Here is a 21071-nt window from a genome sequence, read left to right on the forward strand (position 1 = left end):
CGACAACATGCTTCCTGCCCCGCAGAGCCCTTAATCCGTTGCCGTGGTTGGTGTGGCTTCGTCATTCCCGGCGTCTTCTCCGCCTGACCTCATCATGGACAGAGCCAGGATAAACACAATAACCGCTGCTGCGATAACGATAACGTTTCTGTTCATCTCTATCCTCCCTAGCAGAGAGGTGCCCTACGGCGATGGTCAGCAGGGGATTAAGCCACCTTCTGCGTGTCTGGTGTTGAGTTGGTTAGTTGTTCGTACTGGTCCACTGCGGCCAAATATTCCTCCAGTTTCTGACCTTCGTCGGTATCCGGCTCAGATCCCCACAAGAGTTCAATTTCCAGCAGCGCTGCGCGGTATTCGTTCGGGGTGCGAACAATGGCCATAGTGAATCCTCAAAGTATAAATCAATGTGAGACTCCATACCGGATTGCGCGCGATTCTGATAGGCCTTTCACTCCTCGGAGGAGCATAGGCCATATAGCAGGTATAGCAGATGTAGCAGGGGGTCGGGTTGAAACTGAAAAACCGGGATCTCCGTTTTCTAACGGGAAATAACGGTGGAAATGGCAGATGAAGTCGGAGAGGCGTCCTCTGTTAATACAGGGGAAAAACAGGAGGGGAGGCCATCTGAGGCTGGCAAGTCTGGCAAACGTCGTTCAGACCAAAATTGCTAGGTATTCAGGGGCGCCGTATATGACAGCGGCGGAAAGTAGCATGACTGCCACAGAGGCGTAGTCTGTCAGTTTGCGCGGCTGCTTTTTCGGCTTCATTGTCCACTCAGACCATTTCCTCTGGTCGTCGTTCAGGTTTTCATTGTCCCGATAATTCATAGCCACCTCAACTCACATACCGCTAAACATGGCATGAACAGCACGAAAATGAGGCGAAAATGAGGCGGGGCGGTTCACGAATTCGCGGCCCTCATGTAGCAGGACCAACTGCTGACATGTATTCCCCTTGCAGGGGAAAAGGACAAAATCGACCGCCAGCTCTGGGAGATAGATGAAAACCTGATGCGCTCGGAGTTAGATGAGGTTCAGAAGTCAGAACACTTGGCCAAGCGAAAAGAGTTGTGGGAGTTAAGGCGGAATAACGGAACAAGTTGTTCCGAAAATAACGGTCGTGGCAGACCGGCGGGATTCTCGGGCGAGACAGCTAAATTAACGGGAACAACTCGCCAACAGGTGAACCGTTCTGTTTCTCGTGTCGAAAAAACATGCCAAGAGGCCCGAGACCTGATCCGCGACACTCCGCTGAACAACGGCGAGTTCCTAGGTCGGCCAGTTCCACGACAGGCTATCGCGAAACCCAATGTAGGAAGAAAGGTCACGTTTCACTGCCAACGAGTTTTTCGACGCGCTTCAACACTTTGCCCGCAAGGTCGTTTTTTGCGGTATCGAAAATGCTTTCATAAGGGGTTTCTCGGCTCCTTCTTTTTGACCTTACAGCATCCTCCGTACCTCTCGGCCAAGCTCGTATGTGAATGCTTTTCTGCGGAAATGGATCTGCGAGAATATACGCGGAATCGGTGCGTTGTTCCCACCTTACTTCCGTCACCCCTTTGGGGAGTTCCCGTTCCACACGGGTGAACCCCATAGAATTCAATCGCTGCTCGATGTCTTTTATGCCCGCATCATCACGCTCAAAAAACTGAAAGTACTGTCTCCGAGGTTTTGCCGAGGTGGAAAGGTCTGTGAGGTAGACGACACCCAACCTTTCGGCCTCGGCTGCAAGTTCGGCTTCAATTTCGATTTGGCGAGCAGAAGATGCTTCATACTTTTGCTGGTTAACATCGATGAATGCGGCCATTACCGCGCAGTCAGCGCCCGCGCCTGGGACTAGATGCTTCTCGATACCGCGTCGCGATGCTTCACTAGATCCGCAAAGGATGCAGTCACATCTCTCCTGCGCATGGCCCCAACTGCCGTACGTTTTCTCAATGCTCTTTCTGCTTTCTTCAATGCACATTTTCGAGAAGGCATACTTTGCGTCCGAAAACTCCTCGGAACTTTCAGCTTTGCCCAATTTGTAGCTGGCAAGCCGTATCTCGAGGGGCAAACGTTCAATTAGAACGAATAGTAAGTCGTCAATTCTTCGCTTTAATCGCTGCAAATCCGGGTTTTGCATTGAAGTACTGTATGGCATCAAATTTACTCTATCGATTCAAGCTGAGCTTTCCTTGAATCAAGCCATTTGCCAAGTCCGAATTGTTCTAGCCTTTAGGTGGCCGAGCATGATATCCGGACCTCTTTTTTTAAGGAGACCTGACATGAGCGACTATTCAGCACACGAAGCATTGCACACCGCATACGTTCTAATGGACAGTTATGGTTCGTATGTTGGTGAACATCCTTGGGTGGAGGCCAATCCCGATATTGCGGCGAAGGTAGAGACGGCGATGGAAGCCATGATGGAAGTGTATCAGGCCATTGGGCGTGTGCACTTGAGCAATCTGCCTGACTAAGCTAGTGAGCCGCTCCCTTAGCAGGGGAGCGCATTTGAACGGTTGTACTAAAGTTAGTTGCCCGCAAGTTACCAGTTAGTCAGTTTTCCGTTCGGTAATTGATTATTACCTATTGTTGTCCTATTTTACCTCTACGGAGAACGGAACAATGACAAGCAATGCAAAGACTCACATCGCAGGGACTGTACAGTCCAAGTCTGCCCGCAGAGCAGCGACGGGTAGCTATGTCACGCGTTCTGAGTGCACATGCTCAGAGAAGGTAGCGCCCAAAAAGCCCGCCACATCTCATGCAAGTCGTAAGTCTATCATGGACGCGGCAGGGGCCGCTGAAAAGCGTTTCAAAGGTTCAATGAAGCTGCTGGCTTAATGCCGTTCCAATTACCGTCTGATGTCTCAGAAGTAGACTTTCTACTCGAGGAAGATGTCGTCTTCATTCATGATGAATACGCCCTGCGGACAGGCGGTAGAGCGGGTATGCTCAAGCGTGATGACCTGTTGGGAGCAATTGGCAGGCCCCAACAGGCTGCGCTTTACGATGAAGATGCGGACTTTGTCTTAATCGCTGCCTATTACTGGCACGGGATTTCGGTAAGCCACGGATTTGTGGATGGCAACAAGCGGACAGGTCTACTCTCCGCTGTCGTCTTCCTTCATGTAAATGGCTATGGATTTTCGGCAGAGGAAAATGAGCCGGGAAACATGGTCAATGATTGGATGGAGCGACACGAATTCACGCTCGAACGTTTAGACGCTTACCTCCGTGACCGTTGCTTCATCCTAGAAGAAGATTTGGCGTAAAACGCCGCCCCCCCCTCCAGCTTAAAGCCAGGATCTCCGGTTTCATCAATAAATACGAGCAATCAGGCTGCCTCCTTCGCAGTCATTGGCCTTACTTACCAAGGCTCGGGTAACTCGCTTTCGTCGCCGAACGCGTTGTCCGAGTCGTGGATGTCCCTAACTCCGTCGATATAAGGCAGTCTATCCGCGTAGGCGTCTAGGTCGCGAATGTCGTAAAGCCTGTTCGCCCCACATACCCTTACTGGAATGCCTAAGGTTCGAAGCTTCGACGCTGAAACGCCGAGGTAATGGGCTGCTGCCTTCGCCTGCATCAGGCGGGGTGGAAACTGGAATGTCACTGGTCGCTCTTTTTGACCAAAACTACGCCGGGACCGTTGGCAGTATCGCCGTCGTCCAGAAACTGAATACCTTGAGCCTCCAAGGCTTTCCTTACAGCTTCAGCGTTGGAATGCTGCATACCCCCTTTTTCGGTTTCAAAACGGTTGATGGTGGTGAATGAAACACCAGCAATTTCCGCTAGTTCTCTTGTCCCAATCCTCAAAGCATTTCGGGCCATTCTAAGCTGCTCAGGCGTCATTGTGCAAACCTCGTATGCAATAGTGCTTACAGGGTATTGACATTATGCTTACCCTGTACCTATAATTAATACACAGTAAGCAAAACGGCAAGGTGAGGATTTCCGCCATGTATGACCGTCAGAACATCATGAACCGCGCTTGGTCCATTATGGGCAACCGCAAGTTTCACCGGATCATCTGGCGCAATGCACTGTGGCAGGCATGGGGTGAAGCGAAAGACGCTGTACGCCGCGCCAACATGACCGAGGCGGACCACATCCGCGAAGCCATGACCTTGCTGGACAACAAAGATACATGGACCGAGGCCGACTATCGCAAGCGTGATGAACTGGTATCAGCTCTGAGCGCCGCTCTGGATCACGAAGCGCAGGCTAAGGCCTATGCTGAAAAACGCGACCTGATTGCCAAAGCTAAGGGCCGGTTTGTTTCAGTCACCTTCACCAAGAAAGACGGAACGCAGCGCACCATGCGCGTCCAGCCCGCAGCCCTGCGTCAGCATGTCAAAGGCGATGCAGCGTCCAAAGCGGCCCGGAAGGCCATTCAGACACGCACACGCCGCCATCCTCACCTTCTGCCGGTCTGGGACACCGAGGCACAGGCTCCACGCTCTGTAAATCTCGCAACTGTGTCCCGGATCGCGGCAGACGGACATGTACACACATTCACTCAGTAAGGGGAGCAGTTAATGCCTAAGACCAGCGACTAAATCGAAACCGACGCGGTGACCCTGAATGGTCTGACCAAAGCCCTTGCAGGTCTTTCTTGGGAGGGCCCCAACCCTGAAACATGGGGATCTGTCACTGCCCTGATCCGCACCGTTAACAAGCAAGCGAGCGAGCTTTCCGAAGCCATCGCCCGCCGGCCGGAATAATCCTGAAAGGAGCCACCATGATTGACCGCCGCACCCTGATCCAATCCGCGCCAGTTGCTGCCTTGACCGCTGGTGCAACCGCAGCATCCACTGCAACGACTGACCCGCACATCGCTTGGGTCGCGCGCTGGGTCGAACTACGCGAAGAAATGAATGCACATACTGGTGACCTTGAAGGTGATGACTATCGTTGGCCGGAAGTGCACGACCTTGAGGAAAAAGTGGCCCATACGCAGGCGAAAACTGTGCATGGCCTCATCGCACAGATGCGTATGGCCACGCACCCCGATTACGGTTTGGTTGACGGGTCGTTCACTCCATGCCAGCCCGTTCTGCTGAATTCCATTGCAGCCATCCTTGAAACGCTGACCTGAGAGGAAGCCATGACCGACGACTATCACGGGCAAATGCTGCGCTCGATCCGTGCCGGGGTATCTGGCTTGTCAGCGGCGTTGACGTGGTAGCGCTCAAGGCAATCGGTGCCAGTTAACCCCCGGCCACTCACCAACACTGCAGGAAGCCGCCCCTTGAACCGGGCTGTTTCCCTTTTGTTGATGTCCGCCATGAGCCCTTTGGCGACATTCCTTCGCATGCCCAAGCCATTTCTTTGCAGTGACGTTTTTGCTATACTTACCTTGGTAGTTTGGGGATCTTCCAATGCAATACAAAGAATTCACCGACGCCGAAAAATCCGGATGGGCCGAGGACTCTAAGGCCGACGCATATGTTGACCTTTTCGCACCCATTTCAGACCAACTAATCCCTTCACTCGTGCAAGCGACGCGCGCCGCTCACGACGGCATCGTGCTGGATCTTTGTTGCGGTCACGGGAATGCTGCCGAAGCTCTCGTTACAGCAGGGGCGAAGGTAACCGGGCTTGATTTTTCGCCAGCAATGCTGGCTCGTGCCCGTCGTCGTGTTCCGAACGCCTCGTTTGTTGAAGGTGACGCAGCGAGCCTGCCGTTCGATGACAAGAGCTTCGATGCAGTCGTGTGCAATGTGGGCTTTGGTCATCTACCCGACCCGGATACGGTTCTCGCTGAGATTTCACGGGTTCTCAGACCCGGCGGCGTCGCTGCGATGACTTCTTGGCGCGAACCCGAGCATTCTTCCAGTTTTCAAATTGTTTTTGGAGCAATAAAGGCACACGGCGACCCAGGGCTTGCGCCACCGGCACCTGACTTCCACCTTTTTTCCAAACGCGAGGACGCTAATAATGCGCTTGCGGCGGCTGGATTCTTTGATCCCCAATTTACCGACATCGAGTCCGCGTTTCAATTCAACGACCCGAGCGGCTTTGCAGACGTATTTGAGCATGCGACCGTTCGAGCGGCCATGCTTATCAGTTCGCAGACCTCTGCTGCGCGTGATGCCATTCGTCGGACCATGACACAGCACGTCGCAGATGAATTCGGCGAAGAAAACGGTGGATGGCGTGTTCCATTTCCAGCGACAATGGTGACTGCGCACACGTAGCTTTGGTTACGCTGAGGCTTGGGTGGTCCAATCCGAACCCTGCGTCCGGTTTGTCCGCTAGGCCGACCTTGATGCCGTCTGAACCGACCTGATGACCTACTGATACCATCGGATGACCGCTTCGAGCCCAAAGCGGACATCGCGATACATATCTGATACCCTGTCACTCAGTACCGGCTCGTTGAGGTTTCACTAATGGTCGATCTAGAAAATCTACTTGAAGTGCCGTTCAGAAAAGCGACGGAACGCGACCTTGAGCAAGTTATAACTCTCGCCAAATACACAGTGCCGGGGTTCGTCGAACGACTTTGGCAAAGGTTGGCAGAAGACGGCGAAACAGCAGACGATTTTGGGCGCCGGGCACAAAGCGCATTCATCCATGAGGAAAACACAATTGTCGCGGAAATTGAGGGTAAGTTGGGTGCGATGTTGATTTCCTATCCCATGGCGGAGACGCCAAATCCACACGTTCCCGGCATGGATGAAATGATACGACCCCTTATGAGATTGTTCTCGAAAGCCAAAGGGACTTGGTATTTACACGGTATCGCGACCTATCCAGAGCACTCAGGTCGCGGGTTTGGTTCCAGCCTGATGAATATCGCCGAAGAGCTGGGAAGGGACGCCGGAAAATCGGGAATCAGCCTGGTAGTGATAGACAGCAATCATTCTGCGATAAATTTTTATGAGAGACACGGCTACACCAAAACTGCAACTGAACCTGTGGTTCGGAAGGGATGGGAAACGAATGCCAATAAGTGGCTCTTGATGGAAAAAGAGCTGTACTGAAAGTGGTTTAGAACCGGTAACGTGAAGAGGCAATTTAGTGAGGTCGATTGGAGCGGCCAGACCAAGAGTCATTCGAATAGCAACCCGTTTGTCCGCTTCGCTGCCATTTGCGCCGGGCAAGGTCGTGTTTTCGCCTGCCGTACTGCCGCATGGCTAACCTGAAACCAACATTGTGTTTGATCTCAATATCGGTTGTTTTTTGATGACGGCAAATCAGGATGAAAAAAAGATGAATGAGGTTTTTCCACTAGCGGTTATCGCAGCACTCTTTGTGTTGTCTTTGCTTTGTCTTAAAGCCTCGAGAATTGTTGAGAACTGGAAGCAGGATGTTCGCCCACCAGTCCTCAAAGAGTTTTATTCTGCGCTATTGTCCCGACTTGGGTTGCACTACTTTTCGAGGCACTCGACCGTCTTTGCCTGTTTGCTATGGTTGGCCTTAGCGATTGAATTGTTTTTTGCAGGTCTCAATGCGGCTCTCGCCTACTAATCAAACGCCGTTCTAGACTGTCTATCAACCCCCAATGGGTAAGGATTAGCGAGTTTCGCGGGATTAGCAGCCGTCCCGTCTGTCAAGCACAAAGGGTATCCATACTATGGAGGGGCTATCGGTATAAACGATACCCTTTCCACAATGATGGAAAGATTCGCAGTGAATGGTTCGGGGTCCGACTAAGGCCAAAACTATGAAAAATGTCCCCCATTTGTCCCCCAGGAAACAAACGGCGGCAGGCAATTAAGACTACCTATTCACGTAAGTCGTTGATTTTGAATGGTGCCCCCACACGATTTCAAGCCAAAAAACACTGATCGTCAAAATCCCTTATTGTCAGTGAGTTAACCGGAATTTTCCCCTGCCATCAGGCTTGAAAGTGTCCTAATAGCAGGGATTTCTGTGTACTAATCAGGCGGTGTGAGTGCCCGCTTTCTGATCAAGATATTCCACCAGAACACGATAAGCTGCGCTATTTTGTCCGCGCTTGATCAGACCATGGCGCTTACCTTTGATCTCTTCGATGGCCGAGGCCATCTGATCAGGCTGCACCCATCGGGTGCAACCGTCATCAGGCTGCCCGTAGTATTCGCGGGCCAACCCTCGGGCGACGATAGCGGCCTCTCTAGTGCGGAACCTTCCCATGTTCCGGTAATTGCCATTGACCATGACGAAGGATTTCCAGAGGCGGCGGCTGCGGTCCAGTTTGATACCGGGAATGTCTTGCATGGTGGTCACTCTTCGGAGGTTTCTGGTGGGAATGTTGAGGGATCGTTAGGGTTCGGCCTGAGGTTCTCTCGGGCTGCCACGAAGGCCGTGTGTAGGCGTACTTCGCCGTTTGGGTAGCTGCCGGATGAGGGGCCGATGGTGTCAATCGGATTTCCCCTAACGTTGCACCTTGGGTTGAAGTTCTCAGCGTCTTTCACATTGGGTCGATAAGCGGTCATTGCCTAACCTCGTCTTTAGGGTTTCCGAGAAGGTTCATCTTTCGGGGTGTCCGCGATTGCCTTAAGGCGGTCCTTGTACGCATCCAGCACACCAACACCTGCTTGAAGGCCGTAGGTCCAAGGGTTGGGTTTCTGCACACTGGGTAGGCCGGCGACGGTGCGTGAGTAGTTGGTACCTAGCGCGTCACGCTCGGCACCAATCTGTTCGACGCTGTTGTCGAGGTTCATGTTGATGCGGTCCCGGTTCGTCGCGTGCTGGCTGTAAAGGTCACCTAGAAGAGCGTCGACGCTAAACCCGGTAACGCCACTACCTGAGGCTCCTACCTTGGCAGATGCGACGGCACGTGTAGCGGCGTTCTGGTGGTTTAGCTGTTGCTCAGTCGCGGCTGCAATCTCCTGAGACTGACGCAGATTGAGACGGTCAACACCGTCGACCATATCTTGCCTTGCGATCTCTTTGATGTTGGCATTGGTGGCAGCCTGAGCCTCGGCTTGGGCGCTTGCCTGACCGTAGCCGGAAGCGGCGCTTGCGACCGAAAGGCCAGCGGATACAGCAGAAGCGATAGATGCGACTTTTGCGGTTGGGGCTGCCAATCCAATCGCAGCCTTAAGGGCGGGTAAGATGAGGGGTAAGCTCATTGGATTATCCTTCGAATTGGGGAACCCCTGCCTGCAACAGGACAAGGTAAGAACGGTCGAATTCATCACGGGCTGCGGTTTTTACGCGCTCAGCAATGTCGAGGTTGGCTTTGGCTTCAACGTAGTTCAGAGCCGTCACTTTGGCGTCGATCTCGGAACCTTCAAACTCAGCCATACGGTGCGCCACGGCTTCAATCTCAACGCGGGCATCAGACGCCCTAAGACCAGCCTCTCGGAGTTCCTTATGGGCCGCCCCTAGGGCGGTGATCATGTCGGTGTAAGTCATTGTGTTTTCTCTCTGAGACCCGGAACGCAGAGAGGCCCCAAGCAACCACCACGGGGTAAACCGCAGTAGCCGCTCAGGGCCTCATCAGGGGCGTGTTAAGGGTCAGTTGATGGTGGGGGGAGTAAGGGGTGCGTTGTCCTCGTCCTCGGGGAACTCAGGCAGTTCACCTAGGGCTTCCTTTAAGGCGTTATCACGCCGTGCCTTCTCTTTGGCTTCGGCCTCTTCAGCGTCACGTTTCTTGTCTTCGGAATTAACGAACTTTTGTGCTTCCGCCATCCAGCTTGCTTTAGGCTCAGAGCGAGAGATGACCTCACCAGTAACAGGGTCAATATCAGGGACACCGTTCTTTAGGCCGTCGCGGAACTTCTCTCTCAACAAAGCTCTGATTTCTTCGATGCCTTCGTAGTGGTCGTCACGTTCGCTCATTTGGAACCATATGCTTTCCGCTTGGACTTGGCGGTAAGGTCTGCAACCTGTGCCTCAAGCTCTGCAATCCGTTCCGCATCGGTCTTGGGAAGGACTGCACTTTTCGATGTGTCGGCGTCCTGAGCAGCGGCCTGTCGAAGCATCACGCTACGATGCTTGTTGAACTCGGCGTCCTTGGCTTCCTTGGCAGCCTTCACGGCTTCAGCCACGGGGTCGGCGGGCGGTTCAACTTCAGCGTATGTATAGCCGTAGTATGGGCTGCCCTCTTGGCCTGCGGGAATAGGGCCGGATTCCTGTAAGACCACGTTACCGCGCCGTACAAAGTGGAACTTCATTTCAGACGGTTCCAGCACTTTCTCAACGACATTCAGGGCTGCCTCTTCGGCGTCCTTAGCGCGTTGGTTCACGAGTTCCATATAGGCGTCCTGAACCACGGCCTCAGTGCCACCTGCACGCAAGCGCTCTTGTTTCAGCCGCTCAGCCGTGGCTTCGGCTTCCTTAGCGATGCTCTCAGAGAGTTCCTTAGCAGCGACATCACGGGCCGCCCGCAGGGCTTCTTCCTGCAGTTCATACGAGCGGATACCTTGGGGCAGGAATTGGTCTTGTTCATTCATGGTTAGTAAATCCTTTTCGGGGGGGGTTATGCGTAGACCTTGTCGAGAACGGCTTTGATGCCTGTCATCGACCCATCGGTCAGGAACTCGGCAAAGGCAGCTTTACCTTCAGCCAGAAGTTCGGGGTCGCTTGCTATGACTTGAGCCGCCGTATCGGGGTCCATACCTGCGGCGGCGATTTGTTCGCTCAGGTAGTCAAGACCATCCTCTAGCACATCAGCTATATCGTTAACGGCATCTTCAACAGCCTCATGGGTGGCACCTTCTCCAAGCGCATCGCGGATAGCCTCAACGTCAATCAAGCCGCCGTCTTCAATGGCTTGTCCCAGAATGTCGCCTGTCGCGTCCGCGCCCATGCTGTTGATCAGCGAGTTCACAATTTCTGTGTTCTCTTCACCCAGCAGTTCGTTCAGGTCTTGCGGACCCAGTGCTTTGTCAATGGCGTCATCATCGCCGGAACCATCGGACTTATCTTCAGGTGCTACCTTAGGGTTCACCTCAAGCTGTTCTTTGGTGATCAGGCCAGCGGCCAAAGCGGCCTCAATGGAAGTACGACTAGCGGGGTTGCCGGGTTCAATCTCAATAGTCTGCACGCCGCCATCGTTGCGGATGGTATCCGTCATGCTGTTGGGCGTTTCCTGATCAGCGGTGAACTCACCAGCGCCGGTAACGCCGCTTTCCATACTGATGCCATTAGTGACGCCTTGCGCTTCCATAGCGGCGGCGGCTTGTTCTAGGCTCATGCCTTCATATGGGTTCATTCTCATTCAATCCTTTTCAGGTGTTGGGTTGTGCCTGTGCTTTCTCACGGACGATGCGGTTGAAGTTCCGACGCTTGCACTTCTCGACGGTGTTCTTGATCTGCTCGACCCGCTCGGCAGCGATTTCTCCAGCCGCCAGTTCTGCGTTCAGGCGTTCCTTTAAGGATGGCCCTGAGTTGGGCGCTTTCATGCCCGTGAAGTGACCTTTGGCGTTGCCGTAGATCGTTCTCAGTAGCGCGTTGCTAATGTCCCCGCGAAGGTCCACTCGCTCGGCATCCTCGCCAGCCTCCGTAGCGAAATGAACGCGGACGCGGTTGTATAGGGTGATGGGGTCAACATGGCTCACAACCACCTTCCACAGCGCTTGCTTGTGGTCGCGCCACTCAAAGGAAAACAGGTGGGCGTCTTCCGTCTTGGTAATTTTCCAAAAGTCATCACCGCTATACTCAGCGGTTGGTGCTTGCTTGCTGGGGCGGTTCACCACAACAATACGTTTGGCGTTCATAGTCTTATCCTTTTGTGGGGAGAGTATCGCTGAATACGTCGTCTTCAGAGGCGGCGATGACCTCTAAACTCTTCGCCAAGAGGCCCGCGACAATCTCTTGGTTGCCAAGTTCGAACGGAATTTCTGGATGTGCCTCAGCGAAGCGTTCACGAACAATGTCCAGCAGGACATAGGTGGTTGGCTTCAACCTTACGGGCACGTTCACGGGCAGCTTATGGCCTTCATAGCCAAGGGCGGACCGGCGATCTCTCATCTTGTCCAGCATGCGGCCCACGTCGACGTCCCCGAACATGTCCCTTATGGCGTTCTCTAAGCGGGTCGTTTGCATGCGCCTTATGGGGTGACTGTTGGACCGCAGCGCCTTTTGTTCAGCTTCGTCCTTCTGCATCGGTGTCATGTACCGCTGGCGGGCGAACTCAGTCCTTGCCCTGCGGCCTTTGATTTTGCCGGGAATAAGCACGCGCTTCTTCGGTCCCGTCCTTGGGGGCACCATAGCTTTCGGCATGGTGGTATCCTTTCGAAATAGAAAGACCCCACCTTCGGTCAGAAAGGCAGGGCCAGGTATTTGGGTGTGATGGTGAACCTGACGGGTTTTGCTTAAGCAGCTAACGGCAGCCGTTTAGGTTGGACTGAGTTGAGCCAATCAGTCAGGATGCGTCTCATCCTGTCAGACGGGACATAAACTGTGACGGGTTCCCCTACCCGAACGCGGGAACGATAGAGCCACTGCACCAACTCTGTCAGGGCATATTGTTCGCCCCACTTGTCGGGGTCCTTCTTGAGATAGCTGCACAGAACGGGGTTCGGGTGTTGGTCGTACAGGTAGAAAGCATGTGAACAGTTGATGTAGTCGTTGATGCCTCTGGTCTGGTTGGCAACCCATTGCAGGCCGCCCTTCACTTTCCACTGCCCGTCTGTCTCAGACCAGCGCCCATACAGCCCGGTGCTTTTCATCATCGCACTGGCTTTCCTGCGTTTGTCGGCACCACCATCGAAGTAGAGGTTAGCTGCGCAGGTGATCATGATGTTTTCCTTCGGGGTGCCCCTGAGGGGGCCGTCAAAGTACATCTTGCGGAGCTTGCTGCCCAGCGTCTTAGCGACACCGGGAGGCAGCCGTTTGGTCTGGGCGCTATGGGTCAGCTTCATGGGCTTCCCTTTGACGGTCGGCAGGTCCATCGTTTCGATAGAGATCAGGTCGCGCTGGGCACATATCCAGTCAGCTTCACCTGCCCACTTCTGGACCTCGTAGGTGGCACCTATCCGGTCGAGATAGGCGGCGATCATGCTGCCCTCTGTGAGATAGGTCAGGATTGTCAAGCTTGAGGGTGCCGTAAGCAAAGCCGTGGGGATTGCCAGAACGATAGGCCGACCATCTTCAGCAACGAAGAGGCGACCCCTTAAGGCTTCGTTCAACAGTCGCCCTAAGGTTCCCATCAGGCCGGTATTCGTCATGTACTGAAGCCACTGCGGGTTCGCGGTGACTTTTCGGGTGAACGGGTCCACGCTGGCAAAGCCTGTGTCCAACACCTGTTCCTGAAAGTTTCGCTTGCTGATGGCGGGGCCAATCTCAAGAGGCGTCGGGCATTCGTCGATCACCAGACGGTAGCTATCAAGCAGGCCATCCAACGCGAGACGCTCAAGGCGGATGTAAAGAGCATGCGTGCAGACGATGTTCAGGCCAGCCTTTAGCAGCCCTTCGATGTCTATCGTTTTGTTGGCACCCTCGGGGACCGTGAGCATGGCTTCAGGGGCACCAGATACTATCCTCTGGACTTCTGACAATCGCGGGGTCACCACCAGCACAGGCTTGTGCGTATCGGGGTTCCACTGTTTCAGATCGTTGATGAGTTCGGTGGTCTTTCCTGTTCCGCAAGGACGGTCAATGAAAGTAATCTTGGTCATGTCTACCTTCCTTTCGGTGACAGGGGATTGGGAAGATGGGAGTGATAAAGGAAATGCGGCGGGCGTCCCGGAGCAAACAAAAAAGACGCCCGCCAAGGTCCCCTGACGGCCAAAGGATAAGAAATGCCGCAAGGGCGCATCTAAACCGCGAATGGGGCGGTTCTGTTTGTGCAATAGTGGGGGTGAATTACCCGAACAAACACGCTGAAATGAACTAAGTTACTGAAGATTATTCATATTTACGGAGTTCACCCAGAGAACGCTCAACGTTGTAGTCGTTAGTCTTCCGCAGACCTATCTCATCCAGCTTGTGTTGAGCCGCCTTCTTCTCCCCTTCAGTCGCCGCTGGGTTGTCCCTTAGGGCACGCAGACGTTCGACCTTACGGAGATCGTTGAGGGTCGCCGCTCGGGTGTCGGGCTTGGGGACTGTCTTGGGTTTGTGACCGACCACTTCTTCCAGCGTTTGGCATTCGTTGAAAAATCTCGGCGACGAGACTTTTACCTTTGCCGCTTTCATGTATCGGTTTGCCTGCGGGTAGCTGAACGAACAATGGTCAGCGACCCACGGCTTGAACTGCCCATGCTTGATGTCTGGGCTGTCCTTCACCGCGATCAGTTCTTCTCCGATGTACGCTGCGATTTCCTTAGCGGTGCGACCTAACGCCACCACTTCACGGTGCATTTGGTTGATGGCTTTGGCGCGCACAGCGTCAGCCGTCAGGGCTACCCGCTATGAGATGGAGAGCGAGAAAAGACAAGTTCCTTGTAGAATTCAGTGTCTTCGCGCGTTAACCTTTTGCACGGACGCGCATTTCAACTTGGAGTTTATACTGTGAAGACAATTATCGTTGCTGCTGTTGCAGCCATCATTGCAAGTTCGGCTCTCGCTCATTCAGGCGGGACTAACAAAGACGGTTGCCATAAAAATCACAAAACTGGTGGTTACCACTGCCACTGAAGCAGATGACGAGGTCTCTCCCACATCTGGGGAGGCCTCAATCTCCAGAAAACTCTTCTTTGTTGACCTACAAATGTCCGCAAAAAGCCCTCTCTACCGAATGCAGTGTCTCGTTCGACAGTAAGTGAGCGGTGAAAGCCGACGTTGTAAAAAAATTGTTATTGAGTGGGGATATCGTGTTCAGGCTTTCGCACACATGGCAGAAATTTGTAGAGTAGGTAGTCACCTAATATGATTCAGAACTATGGCTTGTTTTGGTCAAGAGACGGAGTTCATTGGAACTTTGGCCGAGGCGGAAGAGGCGCTTACCGAGGAAGCTTGAAGGGAGAGATCGTTCGGAATCGCAACGCCGAAGTCATCGACTTTCGCGATCAGGTGGGGATTTACTGTCTCTACGACAATAACTTTAAGCTTCTCTATGTGGGGCAAGCGGGTTTTGGTAACGCAACGCTTTTTGACAGACTACGAGCGCACACTGGCAATGATCTAGCAGAGCGATGGACCAAATTTTCATGGTTTGGCCTTAAGCCCGTGCTTTTTGCCGAGCAAGATGCTCCTAGGCTCGTTGACGTACCGCAACTGCAAATCGAGGTCGCCCAAGTTCTAAACAGCCTTGAAGGCATTCTCATCATTGGAGCAGAACCACCTCTCAATAGGCAGGGGCCAAGATTCGGTGAAGCCCAAAAATTTGCCCAACACTGGGACGAGGAACATGTGTACCCGCCTTTACAGGATATGGTGAAATCTATCTATAGTAGGCTACCTGACGAAGAAGAAGGTCAGCAGTGACATAGTGGTGGAAGCGAACGCCGCTGTTGGCTCTCTGCATCCACGCTAAAGCGGCCTAGCAGTTCCCTGAAGGTTGGCATCAGAAGAACTGAAACGTCGCTCCTGATGTCAAACCTGATGACGTGACTGGTAACTTGCCCACCACCGTCCATCCTATTCGCAAACCACTTTGCTCGACCTAAGGCACTCCTCACACCACCAGAGGGGCACCTTAAGTCTCACCTTCCTTTACCCGAGGGTGCCCGAGGCCGCCGCACGTCCTGCCTCAAACTTCTTGTGGTTCGTGAAGGTCAGCCTGTAACGGCCAACATCAACAAATACCTCTCCCGGTCCCTCACGGGTCACCTTAAAGGGCACTGAACGGGCCTCACGCTCGACGAGCAGGTCAAAGGGGCCGACGCAAAAGTCAAAGACGATCATTCTACTATTCCTATTATTGGTAGTTCCGCACCGATGCGATGCAACGCATAGATGAATCCACAAGGAATCGCCGTCAACCCCTTATTTTTATAGCGTTTTCGGGAACTTCCCGCAGGTGGAGAGACCCCCTTTCGGGCAGCGTTGAGGCGCGTCTCTTCGTCTGTGTTTGGGGGGTTACGCCACGGCCTTTAGCTTCCGCATCATTCGCCGCTCGGCATCTGTAGGCACGCCGACTACCGCAAACCTGCTAATGTCTGCTGTGAGCCCAATTCGTTCAATGCTGCGCAGTGCACAAGGGGCAGCTAAACGCCGGAAATGAGAGCCTTCTGGTTTATGGTAGCAGTAGTTCTTCGCGGGATTTAGAAGGAGAGAACTCGCTTCATTACTTACACAGGTAGGGAGCCACGAAACAGGCGACCAATAACTATCCGGTCTTCCTCATGCGTAGGGTTAGAAATCAGGTTGTCTGTGTCCAAGCCTATTCCCGCCATTTGTCTAAACCCTGAAATCACCCTAGTGCCGTCTTGCTCGGCAACTTCGACAACGGGGCATATCTCGAAACCCAGAGCATGAGCGACCCCATATTGCACATATCCACCAACATCTTTTTTTTCGCATTGCTTCAGGAAACCTGAAAAAAGCTCGAATGGCCCCAATTCCTCGTGTGACTTGGCATAGTCGAAGAACTCTGCGGGGTCACTCCCAAAGACGTTCTTCTCGTTAGGAGTTTGAGCGTTGCAAGGGACAACTTCCTCTACACTGATCTCAAAATTCCCATCCGCGAGCTTGGGGGTGATCATATGAGCTGTTACCCTGTTCGCGACAGGACAGAACCCCGTAATCACTATTTTGGCAAATGCATCTTCGGGTTTCTGCTTCAGCTCCGCGATCTTGCTTATTTGGATATGCGCGATCTTTGCGGCCAAATTACAAGCATCCTCAACTGAGAGGAGCGCATTATTGCTTGCAGCAAGGTTCTGAAGAAACGCTGCGGCACTGGTAAAAATTGCTTGTGCAGACAGTGTGCTCCCTGCAAACGCATAGCCTAGCTGCGTATCCTGCACAAAGCCGCCATGGTCGTTAGATCTGGAACGTATGTTCAATATGTTTATTTTTGGGAAAATGTCCGTAATTTCCTGACCTTGAGAGCTGACAACACTGTCAGAAAATAGTTCGAAGCAATTACTCTTCTCGTCGTGGTGGATGTAAATCAACGTCATTTAAAACCTCTTCTCGAAAAATCCCAGGCAGTTTAAAGTCAGATTGGTCTGCAATGGTGGAACGCGAAAAACTACTAAGCATAGCAATGCCTAATTGAGCGAAAGTGATCATTGGCGCAACACTAATGAATGGCAGTTTTGTCCGCACAGCAGGCTTTGGGGCTGTTAGAACCGGGTCAATGTCCTACTGAATATGTCAGATGACCGCTCTGAGCCCAAACCCACTGAGCAGAACCCTAATACTTTGAACTGAATTCGTTTGCTGGCCTTGTGACGAAGCGTGCACCTTCGCATGATACCAGCAACTCACAGTCAGCGAGGCCCTATGAAAAAGATACCCGAAATCCCACTTGTTATGCAGGCAGCTACAATGGAGGCTGAGCGAGCAATTGGCTTCAAGTGGGCTGACGCATCCGTCGGAAAACGCTCGAAAATCGGTGGTAAGCCCGATTTTGTTCAAGCTGAGTATAGGCAAGTTTGCAAGAGCTGCGGTAGTGAAATGACCTTCTACGCTCAGATAGACTCAGTCGGTGATGAAGTGTGCCTCGCAGACGTAGGCATGGTATATGTTTTTGTTTGTTTTGACTGCTTCACAAGCGAGAGTTTTGTGCAAAGCGGATGACCGCTTTGTCCGCGTAGCAGGCTTTGGGGCTGTTAGAACCGGGTCAATGTCCTATTGAATATGTCAGATGACCACTCTGAGCCCATTTTGACAGCTATTCTTCAGCGCAGCCAACGTCGGTTTTGCGACTAGCTTAGGCCCAGCGTTCAAATCAAAACTCAACTTCTTCAACGCCGTGTTTCGCCATTTTTTCGCCCAATCGATTGCCTATGTGCCTATCATGATAGACGAAGAGCACATCCAACACCGAATCTCCAAAGCGACACCGATTACACGTCAATTTATGCGATTTGGCAGTATTTGGCTGCTCACTATGCTAGTGATTATTGCTGCCGCCACTATGAATGAAAGGGCAAAAGGCCTTGGTGTCCACACCCATCCGCCTAACTGGATTTTTCTGATCGCACATTTCTTTGCGTTTATCTCAGCGCCCATTGGAGGCTACTTCCATTTGTATCTGTCGGGTGGGTTTGCCTCCTCCAAAACCAAGTTATCGGCCCTGTTAACGAGTGGTGTGTTTTATGCGATGACGTTGTCTGCACTAGGATGGGGAATACCGAATTTATCCATTCAGCTAGGTTCTCAACCAGTGACGGTGGAGGCTCGGGTGATTGGAGCGTCTGATCTTATTCGTTCGAGATTTAGTGGATGTCGCCATCGCGCCCACTTTGGACCGTGGTACGCATCAGGTGGGAATATTTGTGTTGGTGTCCCTATAGCCAGCATCCTAACCGGCTCGAGCCTTTTGATGCAAGGGCATGGAAATGGTTGGGCTACGCGGGTATCCAGCGTAGAGGAGGTGCGCAGTTAGTTCGTAAAGATGACGGCGAGAATACAAGATGCACCATTTCTGAAATAGCAGCCGTTAAATCGCCTGCTACGAAATCGCACTTAGTCCGCTTAGCTGTCGTCATGGACAGAGGGTGCGCCTACTCTGTCCCCTGCGCGGCACCAGATGGCGTCACTTCACGGTAGATGATGACACGACCTTGAATGATCGTCCAATGTGATACCAAAAGGTGTTGTATTACGGTGACCTGACGGGTTCCTGAGGTTGTGGCAGAAATGTCTACTAAAGGAGTGCAGGTCTGTACGCCCCATTGCACAGACGCCCAGCCGCTCAGAAAAAAGACCGGCCTGCCTAACGTACTCGGCCTACCCCAAGTCTCACCTTATGGTGCCTGATGGTACACGATTAGGACACCTCAAGCGGCGTCAGGTGATTTACAATCCTCGGCACATTGGCGCGAAGGCCAATTAAACAAGGGGTCTGAGTTTAACGTGGTGACGCCCAGCGGTGACATGGTGCCCATGCTCGGCCTCAAAAAGTGGATTGAAGTGTCCCCTGACGGCTGTGTGAAGAGGCGATGATGGGGGGCACCGGGGGGTACGCGCGGCATCTATATATATCTCTAGCATTCACATTTTTTCGCCTTTTCAGGGAAACGCGGATGCTAGGAAAGACCATTGATGACCAGAGGGTTTCCCAGCTTCACCAACACGTTAGCAGCACTTTTTGGGGCCGCCTGTACAGCCAACCTTTAAACTCACCTGTAGGTTCCCCCTACCGATGACACTGATGGCCTCCCCTTAAGGTTCCCTGTCGGCTTGCTGTGGGGCGTCCTGAGGGGCGTGAGATGGTTGATTAGGGTTCGATCATTCTCTTCAATCAACCAAAGCCGAAAGGTTATAAGGTGCCCGTGATGGTGTACCTGAATTATTCAAGTGCCCTATCAGATGCTAACCTTAAGTTGCAGACTTACCTGTTCTTGCGAACATGGTGATGAAGTATCAGCCGGAAGTGATGGCAAGCGATCGTCAATCCTCAATGGGTCTTTCGGAGCGAATGCGACCCTTGAGTGTCCCCTGATGGTGCCCACTAAGAAGGGACTGAACTAAAACTTTTTTCTAACGGGAGCGGGGCCTTAAGGGCCTTATTTATATAGGAAAAATTGACCCCTAGGAGAGTTCATCTCTCCCGATCTTCCCAAATGCCTTTTCCATGTCAGTACGTTCTATATGTGCCGTTCCACCCAATTGTATGGTTTGCTGTTTGGAGTTAACGGTATCCGCCAGATGGCTGAACATCTTTGCCGCCAAGGTACCTTCACCTTCCTTGAGGCGTTCAGCGATGTTTTCCAACGCAAAGATTGCTGTCGTATCCCGCCTTGTTCGGCTCTTGCTTCGCGACAACTTCTTCTTAAGCAATTTTACAGCGGTACTACGAAGTTGCTCCGCCTGCGCTTCGGAAAATTCGGGGGGCAGAAACAATGCGAAGTCGATAAACTCATCGAGTGTGTCGGCATTGGATGCAGCGGCGACCATGTAGGTAACAACGTGGGTCGACTTACCAAATTCGCCCACTAGCTCGTTCAGGACTGCAATTCTCTTCTCCGACCCAGTGGCGGCCTCTACCTCTTGCATCTTTAAAACGATGGGGAGGGCTTCCAATTCTATCCAGTCCGTAACAGCGTCGTTAAGGACAGTGGTGTCATCCATTAGCGTGTTCGCGTTTTTTGCACAGTGTCTCAGATCGGACCCAGTAAAATCAAAACCACGCAGGTCAGCACCGCACATGTTAAGTCTTCTTAGGTCGGAATGCGTGAAGTCATGCTTTGGGTCCAATCCTGATAGCTTCACGAGAAAATCGAAACGCGGGTTGTCACTATTTGAAACGAGTTCAATCGCCTCAAGCTCTTCGGGGGTCAAGATATCCTCAGCAAGCCGCATCATTCTTCTGCAATCTCGCAGCGCGAAATAGCTACAACCGCGTTTGATCCATTTTCATAGCTGATCGCTGCTTCACGCTGGATGGCCCGTTTGAGAATTTGAGAAACAATGGCGTCCTTGTTTTGCCATTCGCTCAGCGCTTTGCCCATCTTGTTTCCACGGCTAGCCGAGACTTTTATCGCGTTCCTAGTCACCTGCACCTCTGCAATGACGGACATGCGGTTCCCGCCCTTTTTCCGCCGCAAGACGCAGAGCCTTGCACTGGGAATAGCCGTGCCGTCGATTTTGGCGTCAACCTTACCCAAAACGTCAGCGGGTTTAATCTCCCAACAGTTGTTCGGCCTAGCGACAACAGGCAAGTCTGTCTTCGACCTAGCGCGATGTCGCGTTACTTTGCTATTCGCTGCACCGCTGAGAGCTGCTGAGCCGTCCACGTTGCCACTAGAAGACAAGCCTACCCCACCGGAAACGCCAATTGCTGCTTCCGTTTCCACCGTGTCATATTCTTCTACCGCTTCGAGAACGCTTTCACCGAAAGTTTCATCAAGGGTAGTTTCGCATCCTTCAAGATTGAGCCGCAGGAAAGCCCGGCTAACGCCCACCTCGTAATCCCTGTCATTGTGCTGATAGTGCATTGTCCCAAATCGCAATCGGCAATTCAGGCTAAAGGTCTGGTCACTTTCCTTTACTTCAAAGCGAAGCTCAGAAAGTTCCGTCAGTGAGTTTTTGTCTTCAGTCTTGAAATTTACTTCAGTCAAATGCCAGCCCTCGCGCGCAATACGCTTTTCA

The 21071-nt window shown here is 52.6% G+C and carries 28 protein-coding genes; 10 read left to right on the forward strand and 18 right to left on the reverse strand.

Annotated features, from left to right (window positions below):
- Positions 1 to 30: 30 nt before the first annotated feature.
- The 3 genes from AC2TDA_RS01935 to AC2TDA_RS01945 all read right to left on the reverse strand — a co-directional run bounded on the left by AC2TDA_RS01935 (position 31) and on the right by AC2TDA_RS01945 (position 2142).
- On the reverse strand, positions 31 to 156 hold the full coding sequence (locus AC2TDA_RS01935) for a hypothetical protein (RefSeq protein WP_480878596.1): 126 nt from the start codon (positions 154 to 156) through the stop codon (positions 31 to 33).
- A gap of 50 nt (positions 157 to 206) precedes the next feature.
- Positions 207 to 380 (reverse strand): hypothetical protein, encoded by a 174-nt coding sequence (locus AC2TDA_RS01940; protein WP_480878598.1) that lies wholly within the window; start codon positions 378 to 380, stop codon positions 207 to 209.
- Between the two features lie 943 nt (positions 381 to 1323).
- Positions 1324 to 2142 (reverse strand): hypothetical protein, encoded by an 819-nt coding sequence (locus tag AC2TDA_RS01945; protein ID WP_480878600.1) that lies wholly within the window; start codon positions 2140 to 2142, stop codon positions 1324 to 1326.
- Positions 2143 to 2266: 124 nt separating this feature from the next.
- On the opposite strand from AC2TDA_RS01945, the gene AC2TDA_RS01950 reads away from it, so the two are divergent.
- Together AC2TDA_RS01950 and AC2TDA_RS01955 are read left to right on the forward strand one after the other, a co-directional pair.
- Positions 2267 to 2461, forward strand: a complete 195-nt coding sequence (locus AC2TDA_RS01950) for a hypothetical protein (protein WP_480878602.1) — start codon at positions 2267 to 2269, stop codon at positions 2459 to 2461.
- A 366-nt stretch (positions 2462 to 2827) separates the two neighbouring features.
- A complete protein-coding gene (locus AC2TDA_RS01955; protein ID WP_480878604.1) occupies positions 2828 to 3259 on the forward strand; it encodes a type II toxin-antitoxin system death-on-curing family toxin in 432 nt (143 codons plus the stop codon).
- 334 nt (positions 3260 to 3593) lie between these two features.
- Here the strand turns inward: AC2TDA_RS01955 and AC2TDA_RS01960 are convergent, their stop codons facing one another.
- Positions 3594 to 3836 carry a helix-turn-helix domain-containing protein gene (locus tag AC2TDA_RS01960; RefSeq protein WP_480878606.1) on the reverse strand — a complete coding sequence of 81 codons (243 nt, stop codon included), beginning with the start codon at positions 3834 to 3836 and terminating at the stop codon, positions 3594 to 3596.
- Positions 3837 to 3943: 107 nt separating this feature from the next.
- Between AC2TDA_RS01960 and AC2TDA_RS01965 the strand changes: the two genes are divergently transcribed.
- The 4 genes from AC2TDA_RS01965 to AC2TDA_RS01980 all read left to right on the forward strand — a co-directional run bounded on the left by AC2TDA_RS01965 (position 3944) and on the right by AC2TDA_RS01980 (position 6973).
- On the forward strand, positions 3944 to 4510 hold the full coding sequence (locus AC2TDA_RS01965) for a hypothetical protein (protein ID WP_480878607.1): 567 nt from the start codon (positions 3944 to 3946) through the stop codon (positions 4508 to 4510).
- A gap of 215 nt (positions 4511 to 4725) precedes the next feature.
- A complete protein-coding gene (locus AC2TDA_RS01970; RefSeq protein WP_480878609.1) occupies positions 4726 to 5082 on the forward strand; it encodes a hypothetical protein in 357 nt (118 codons plus the stop codon).
- 283 nt (positions 5083 to 5365) lie between these two features.
- Positions 5366 to 6184, forward strand: a complete 819-nt coding sequence (locus AC2TDA_RS01975) for a class I SAM-dependent methyltransferase (protein ID WP_480878610.1) — start codon at positions 5366 to 5368, stop codon at positions 6182 to 6184.
- A gap of 195 nt (positions 6185 to 6379) precedes the next feature.
- The gene (locus AC2TDA_RS01980) at positions 6380 to 6973 is read left to right on the forward strand and encodes a GNAT family N-acetyltransferase (protein ID WP_480878612.1); all 594 of its coding nucleotides are present in this window, start codon (positions 6380 to 6382) and stop codon (positions 6971 to 6973) included.
- Between the two features lie 901 nt (positions 6974 to 7874).
- Here AC2TDA_RS01980 and AC2TDA_RS01985 read toward each other — a convergent pair.
- The 10 genes from AC2TDA_RS01985 to AC2TDA_RS02030 all read right to left on the reverse strand — a co-directional run bounded on the left by AC2TDA_RS01985 (position 7875) and on the right by AC2TDA_RS02030 (position 14249).
- Complete coding sequence (locus AC2TDA_RS01985) at positions 7875 to 8192, reverse strand: hypothetical protein (RefSeq protein WP_480878614.1); 318 nt, start codon at positions 8190 to 8192, stop codon at positions 7875 to 7877.
- Positions 8193 to 8425: 233 nt separating this feature from the next.
- Positions 8426 to 9049: a virion core protein, T7 gp14 family gene (locus AC2TDA_RS01990; RefSeq protein ID WP_480878616.1), complete on the reverse strand. Its 624-nt coding sequence runs from the start codon at positions 9047 to 9049 to the stop codon at positions 8426 to 8428.
- A 4-nt stretch (positions 9050 to 9053) separates the two neighbouring features.
- Complete coding sequence (locus AC2TDA_RS01995) at positions 9054 to 9335, reverse strand: hypothetical protein (RefSeq protein ID WP_480878618.1); 282 nt, start codon at positions 9333 to 9335, stop codon at positions 9054 to 9056.
- A gap of 102 nt (positions 9336 to 9437) precedes the next feature.
- Positions 9438 to 9761: a hypothetical protein gene (locus tag AC2TDA_RS02000; RefSeq protein ID WP_480878620.1), complete on the reverse strand. Its 324-nt coding sequence runs from the start codon at positions 9759 to 9761 to the stop codon at positions 9438 to 9440.
- Positions 9758 to 10375, reverse strand: coding sequence for a hypothetical protein (locus tag AC2TDA_RS02005; RefSeq protein ID WP_480878622.1), 618 nt, complete (start codon positions 10373 to 10375; stop codon positions 9758 to 9760). The genes AC2TDA_RS02000 and AC2TDA_RS02005 overlap by 4 nt, the downstream gene beginning before the upstream one ends.
- Before the next feature lie 26 nt (positions 10376 to 10401).
- Positions 10402 to 11136, reverse strand: coding sequence for a hypothetical protein (locus AC2TDA_RS02010; RefSeq protein WP_480878623.1), 735 nt, complete (start codon positions 11134 to 11136; stop codon positions 10402 to 10404).
- Between the two features lie 16 nt (positions 11137 to 11152).
- Positions 11153 to 11641 (reverse strand): hypothetical protein, encoded by a 489-nt coding sequence (locus tag AC2TDA_RS02015; RefSeq protein WP_480878626.1) that lies wholly within the window; start codon positions 11639 to 11641, stop codon positions 11153 to 11155.
- 4 nt (positions 11642 to 11645) lie between these two features.
- Positions 11646 to 12146, reverse strand: a complete 501-nt coding sequence (locus AC2TDA_RS02020) for a hypothetical protein (RefSeq protein ID WP_480878628.1) — start codon at positions 12144 to 12146, stop codon at positions 11646 to 11648.
- Positions 12147 to 12238: 92 nt separating this feature from the next.
- Positions 12239 to 13543, reverse strand: coding sequence for a DEAD/DEAH box helicase family protein (locus AC2TDA_RS02025; protein ID WP_480878630.1), 1305 nt, complete (start codon positions 13541 to 13543; stop codon positions 12239 to 12241).
- Between the two features lie 229 nt (positions 13544 to 13772).
- The gene (locus tag AC2TDA_RS02030; RefSeq protein ID WP_480878632.1) at positions 13773 to 14249 is read right to left on the reverse strand and encodes a hypothetical protein; all 477 of its coding nucleotides are present in this window, start codon (positions 14247 to 14249) and stop codon (positions 13773 to 13775) included.
- A gap of 126 nt (positions 14250 to 14375) precedes the next feature.
- Here AC2TDA_RS02030 and AC2TDA_RS02035 point away from each other — a divergent pair, with 126 nt between their 5' ends.
- Together AC2TDA_RS02035 and AC2TDA_RS02040 are read left to right on the forward strand one after the other, a co-directional pair.
- The gene (locus AC2TDA_RS02035; RefSeq protein ID WP_480878634.1) at positions 14376 to 14501 is read left to right on the forward strand and encodes a YHYH domain-containing protein; all 126 of its coding nucleotides are present in this window, start codon (positions 14376 to 14378) and stop codon (positions 14499 to 14501) included.
- 318 nt (positions 14502 to 14819) lie between these two features.
- Positions 14820 to 15290: a GIY-YIG nuclease family protein gene (locus tag AC2TDA_RS02040; protein WP_480878636.1), complete on the forward strand. Its 471-nt coding sequence runs from the start codon at positions 14820 to 14822 to the stop codon at positions 15288 to 15290.
- 228 nt (positions 15291 to 15518) lie between these two features.
- On the opposite strand, the gene AC2TDA_RS02045 is transcribed toward AC2TDA_RS02040, so the two are convergent.
- Positions 15519 to 15710 carry a hypothetical protein gene (locus AC2TDA_RS02045; RefSeq protein ID WP_480878637.1) on the reverse strand — a complete coding sequence of 64 codons (192 nt, stop codon included), beginning with the start codon at positions 15708 to 15710 and terminating at the stop codon, positions 15519 to 15521.
- A gap of 386 nt (positions 15711 to 16096) precedes the next feature.
- Positions 16097 to 16930, reverse strand: a complete 834-nt coding sequence (locus AC2TDA_RS02050) for a hypothetical protein (protein WP_480878639.1) — start codon at positions 16928 to 16930, stop codon at positions 16097 to 16099.
- A gap of 325 nt (positions 16931 to 17255) precedes the next feature.
- On the opposite strand from AC2TDA_RS02050, the gene AC2TDA_RS02055 reads away from it, so the two are divergent.
- Together AC2TDA_RS02055 and AC2TDA_RS02060 are read left to right on the forward strand one after the other, a co-directional pair.
- A complete protein-coding gene (locus AC2TDA_RS02055) occupies positions 17256 to 17552 on the forward strand; it encodes a hypothetical protein (protein ID WP_480878641.1) in 297 nt (98 codons plus the stop codon).
- Positions 17553 to 17772: 220 nt separating this feature from the next.
- Positions 17773 to 18363, forward strand: coding sequence for a hypothetical protein (locus AC2TDA_RS02060; protein ID WP_480878642.1), 591 nt, complete (start codon positions 17773 to 17775; stop codon positions 18361 to 18363).
- Between the two features lie 1148 nt (positions 18364 to 19511).
- On the opposite strand, the gene AC2TDA_RS02065 is transcribed toward AC2TDA_RS02060, so the two are convergent.
- Both AC2TDA_RS02065 and AC2TDA_RS02070 read right to left on the reverse strand, forming a co-directional pair.
- Entirely contained in the window at positions 19512 to 20261 is a 750-nt protein-coding gene (locus tag AC2TDA_RS02065) for a pentapeptide repeat-containing protein (RefSeq protein ID WP_480878643.1), read from the reverse strand.
- Positions 20262 to 20281: 20 nt separating this feature from the next.
- Positions 20282 to 21040 (reverse strand): hypothetical protein, encoded by a 759-nt coding sequence (locus AC2TDA_RS02070; RefSeq protein ID WP_480878645.1) that lies wholly within the window; start codon positions 21038 to 21040, stop codon positions 20282 to 20284.
- Between the last annotated feature and the right edge of the window lie 31 nt (positions 21041 to 21071).

The organism is Ruegeria sp. HKCCD6426, assembly GCF_057221115.1.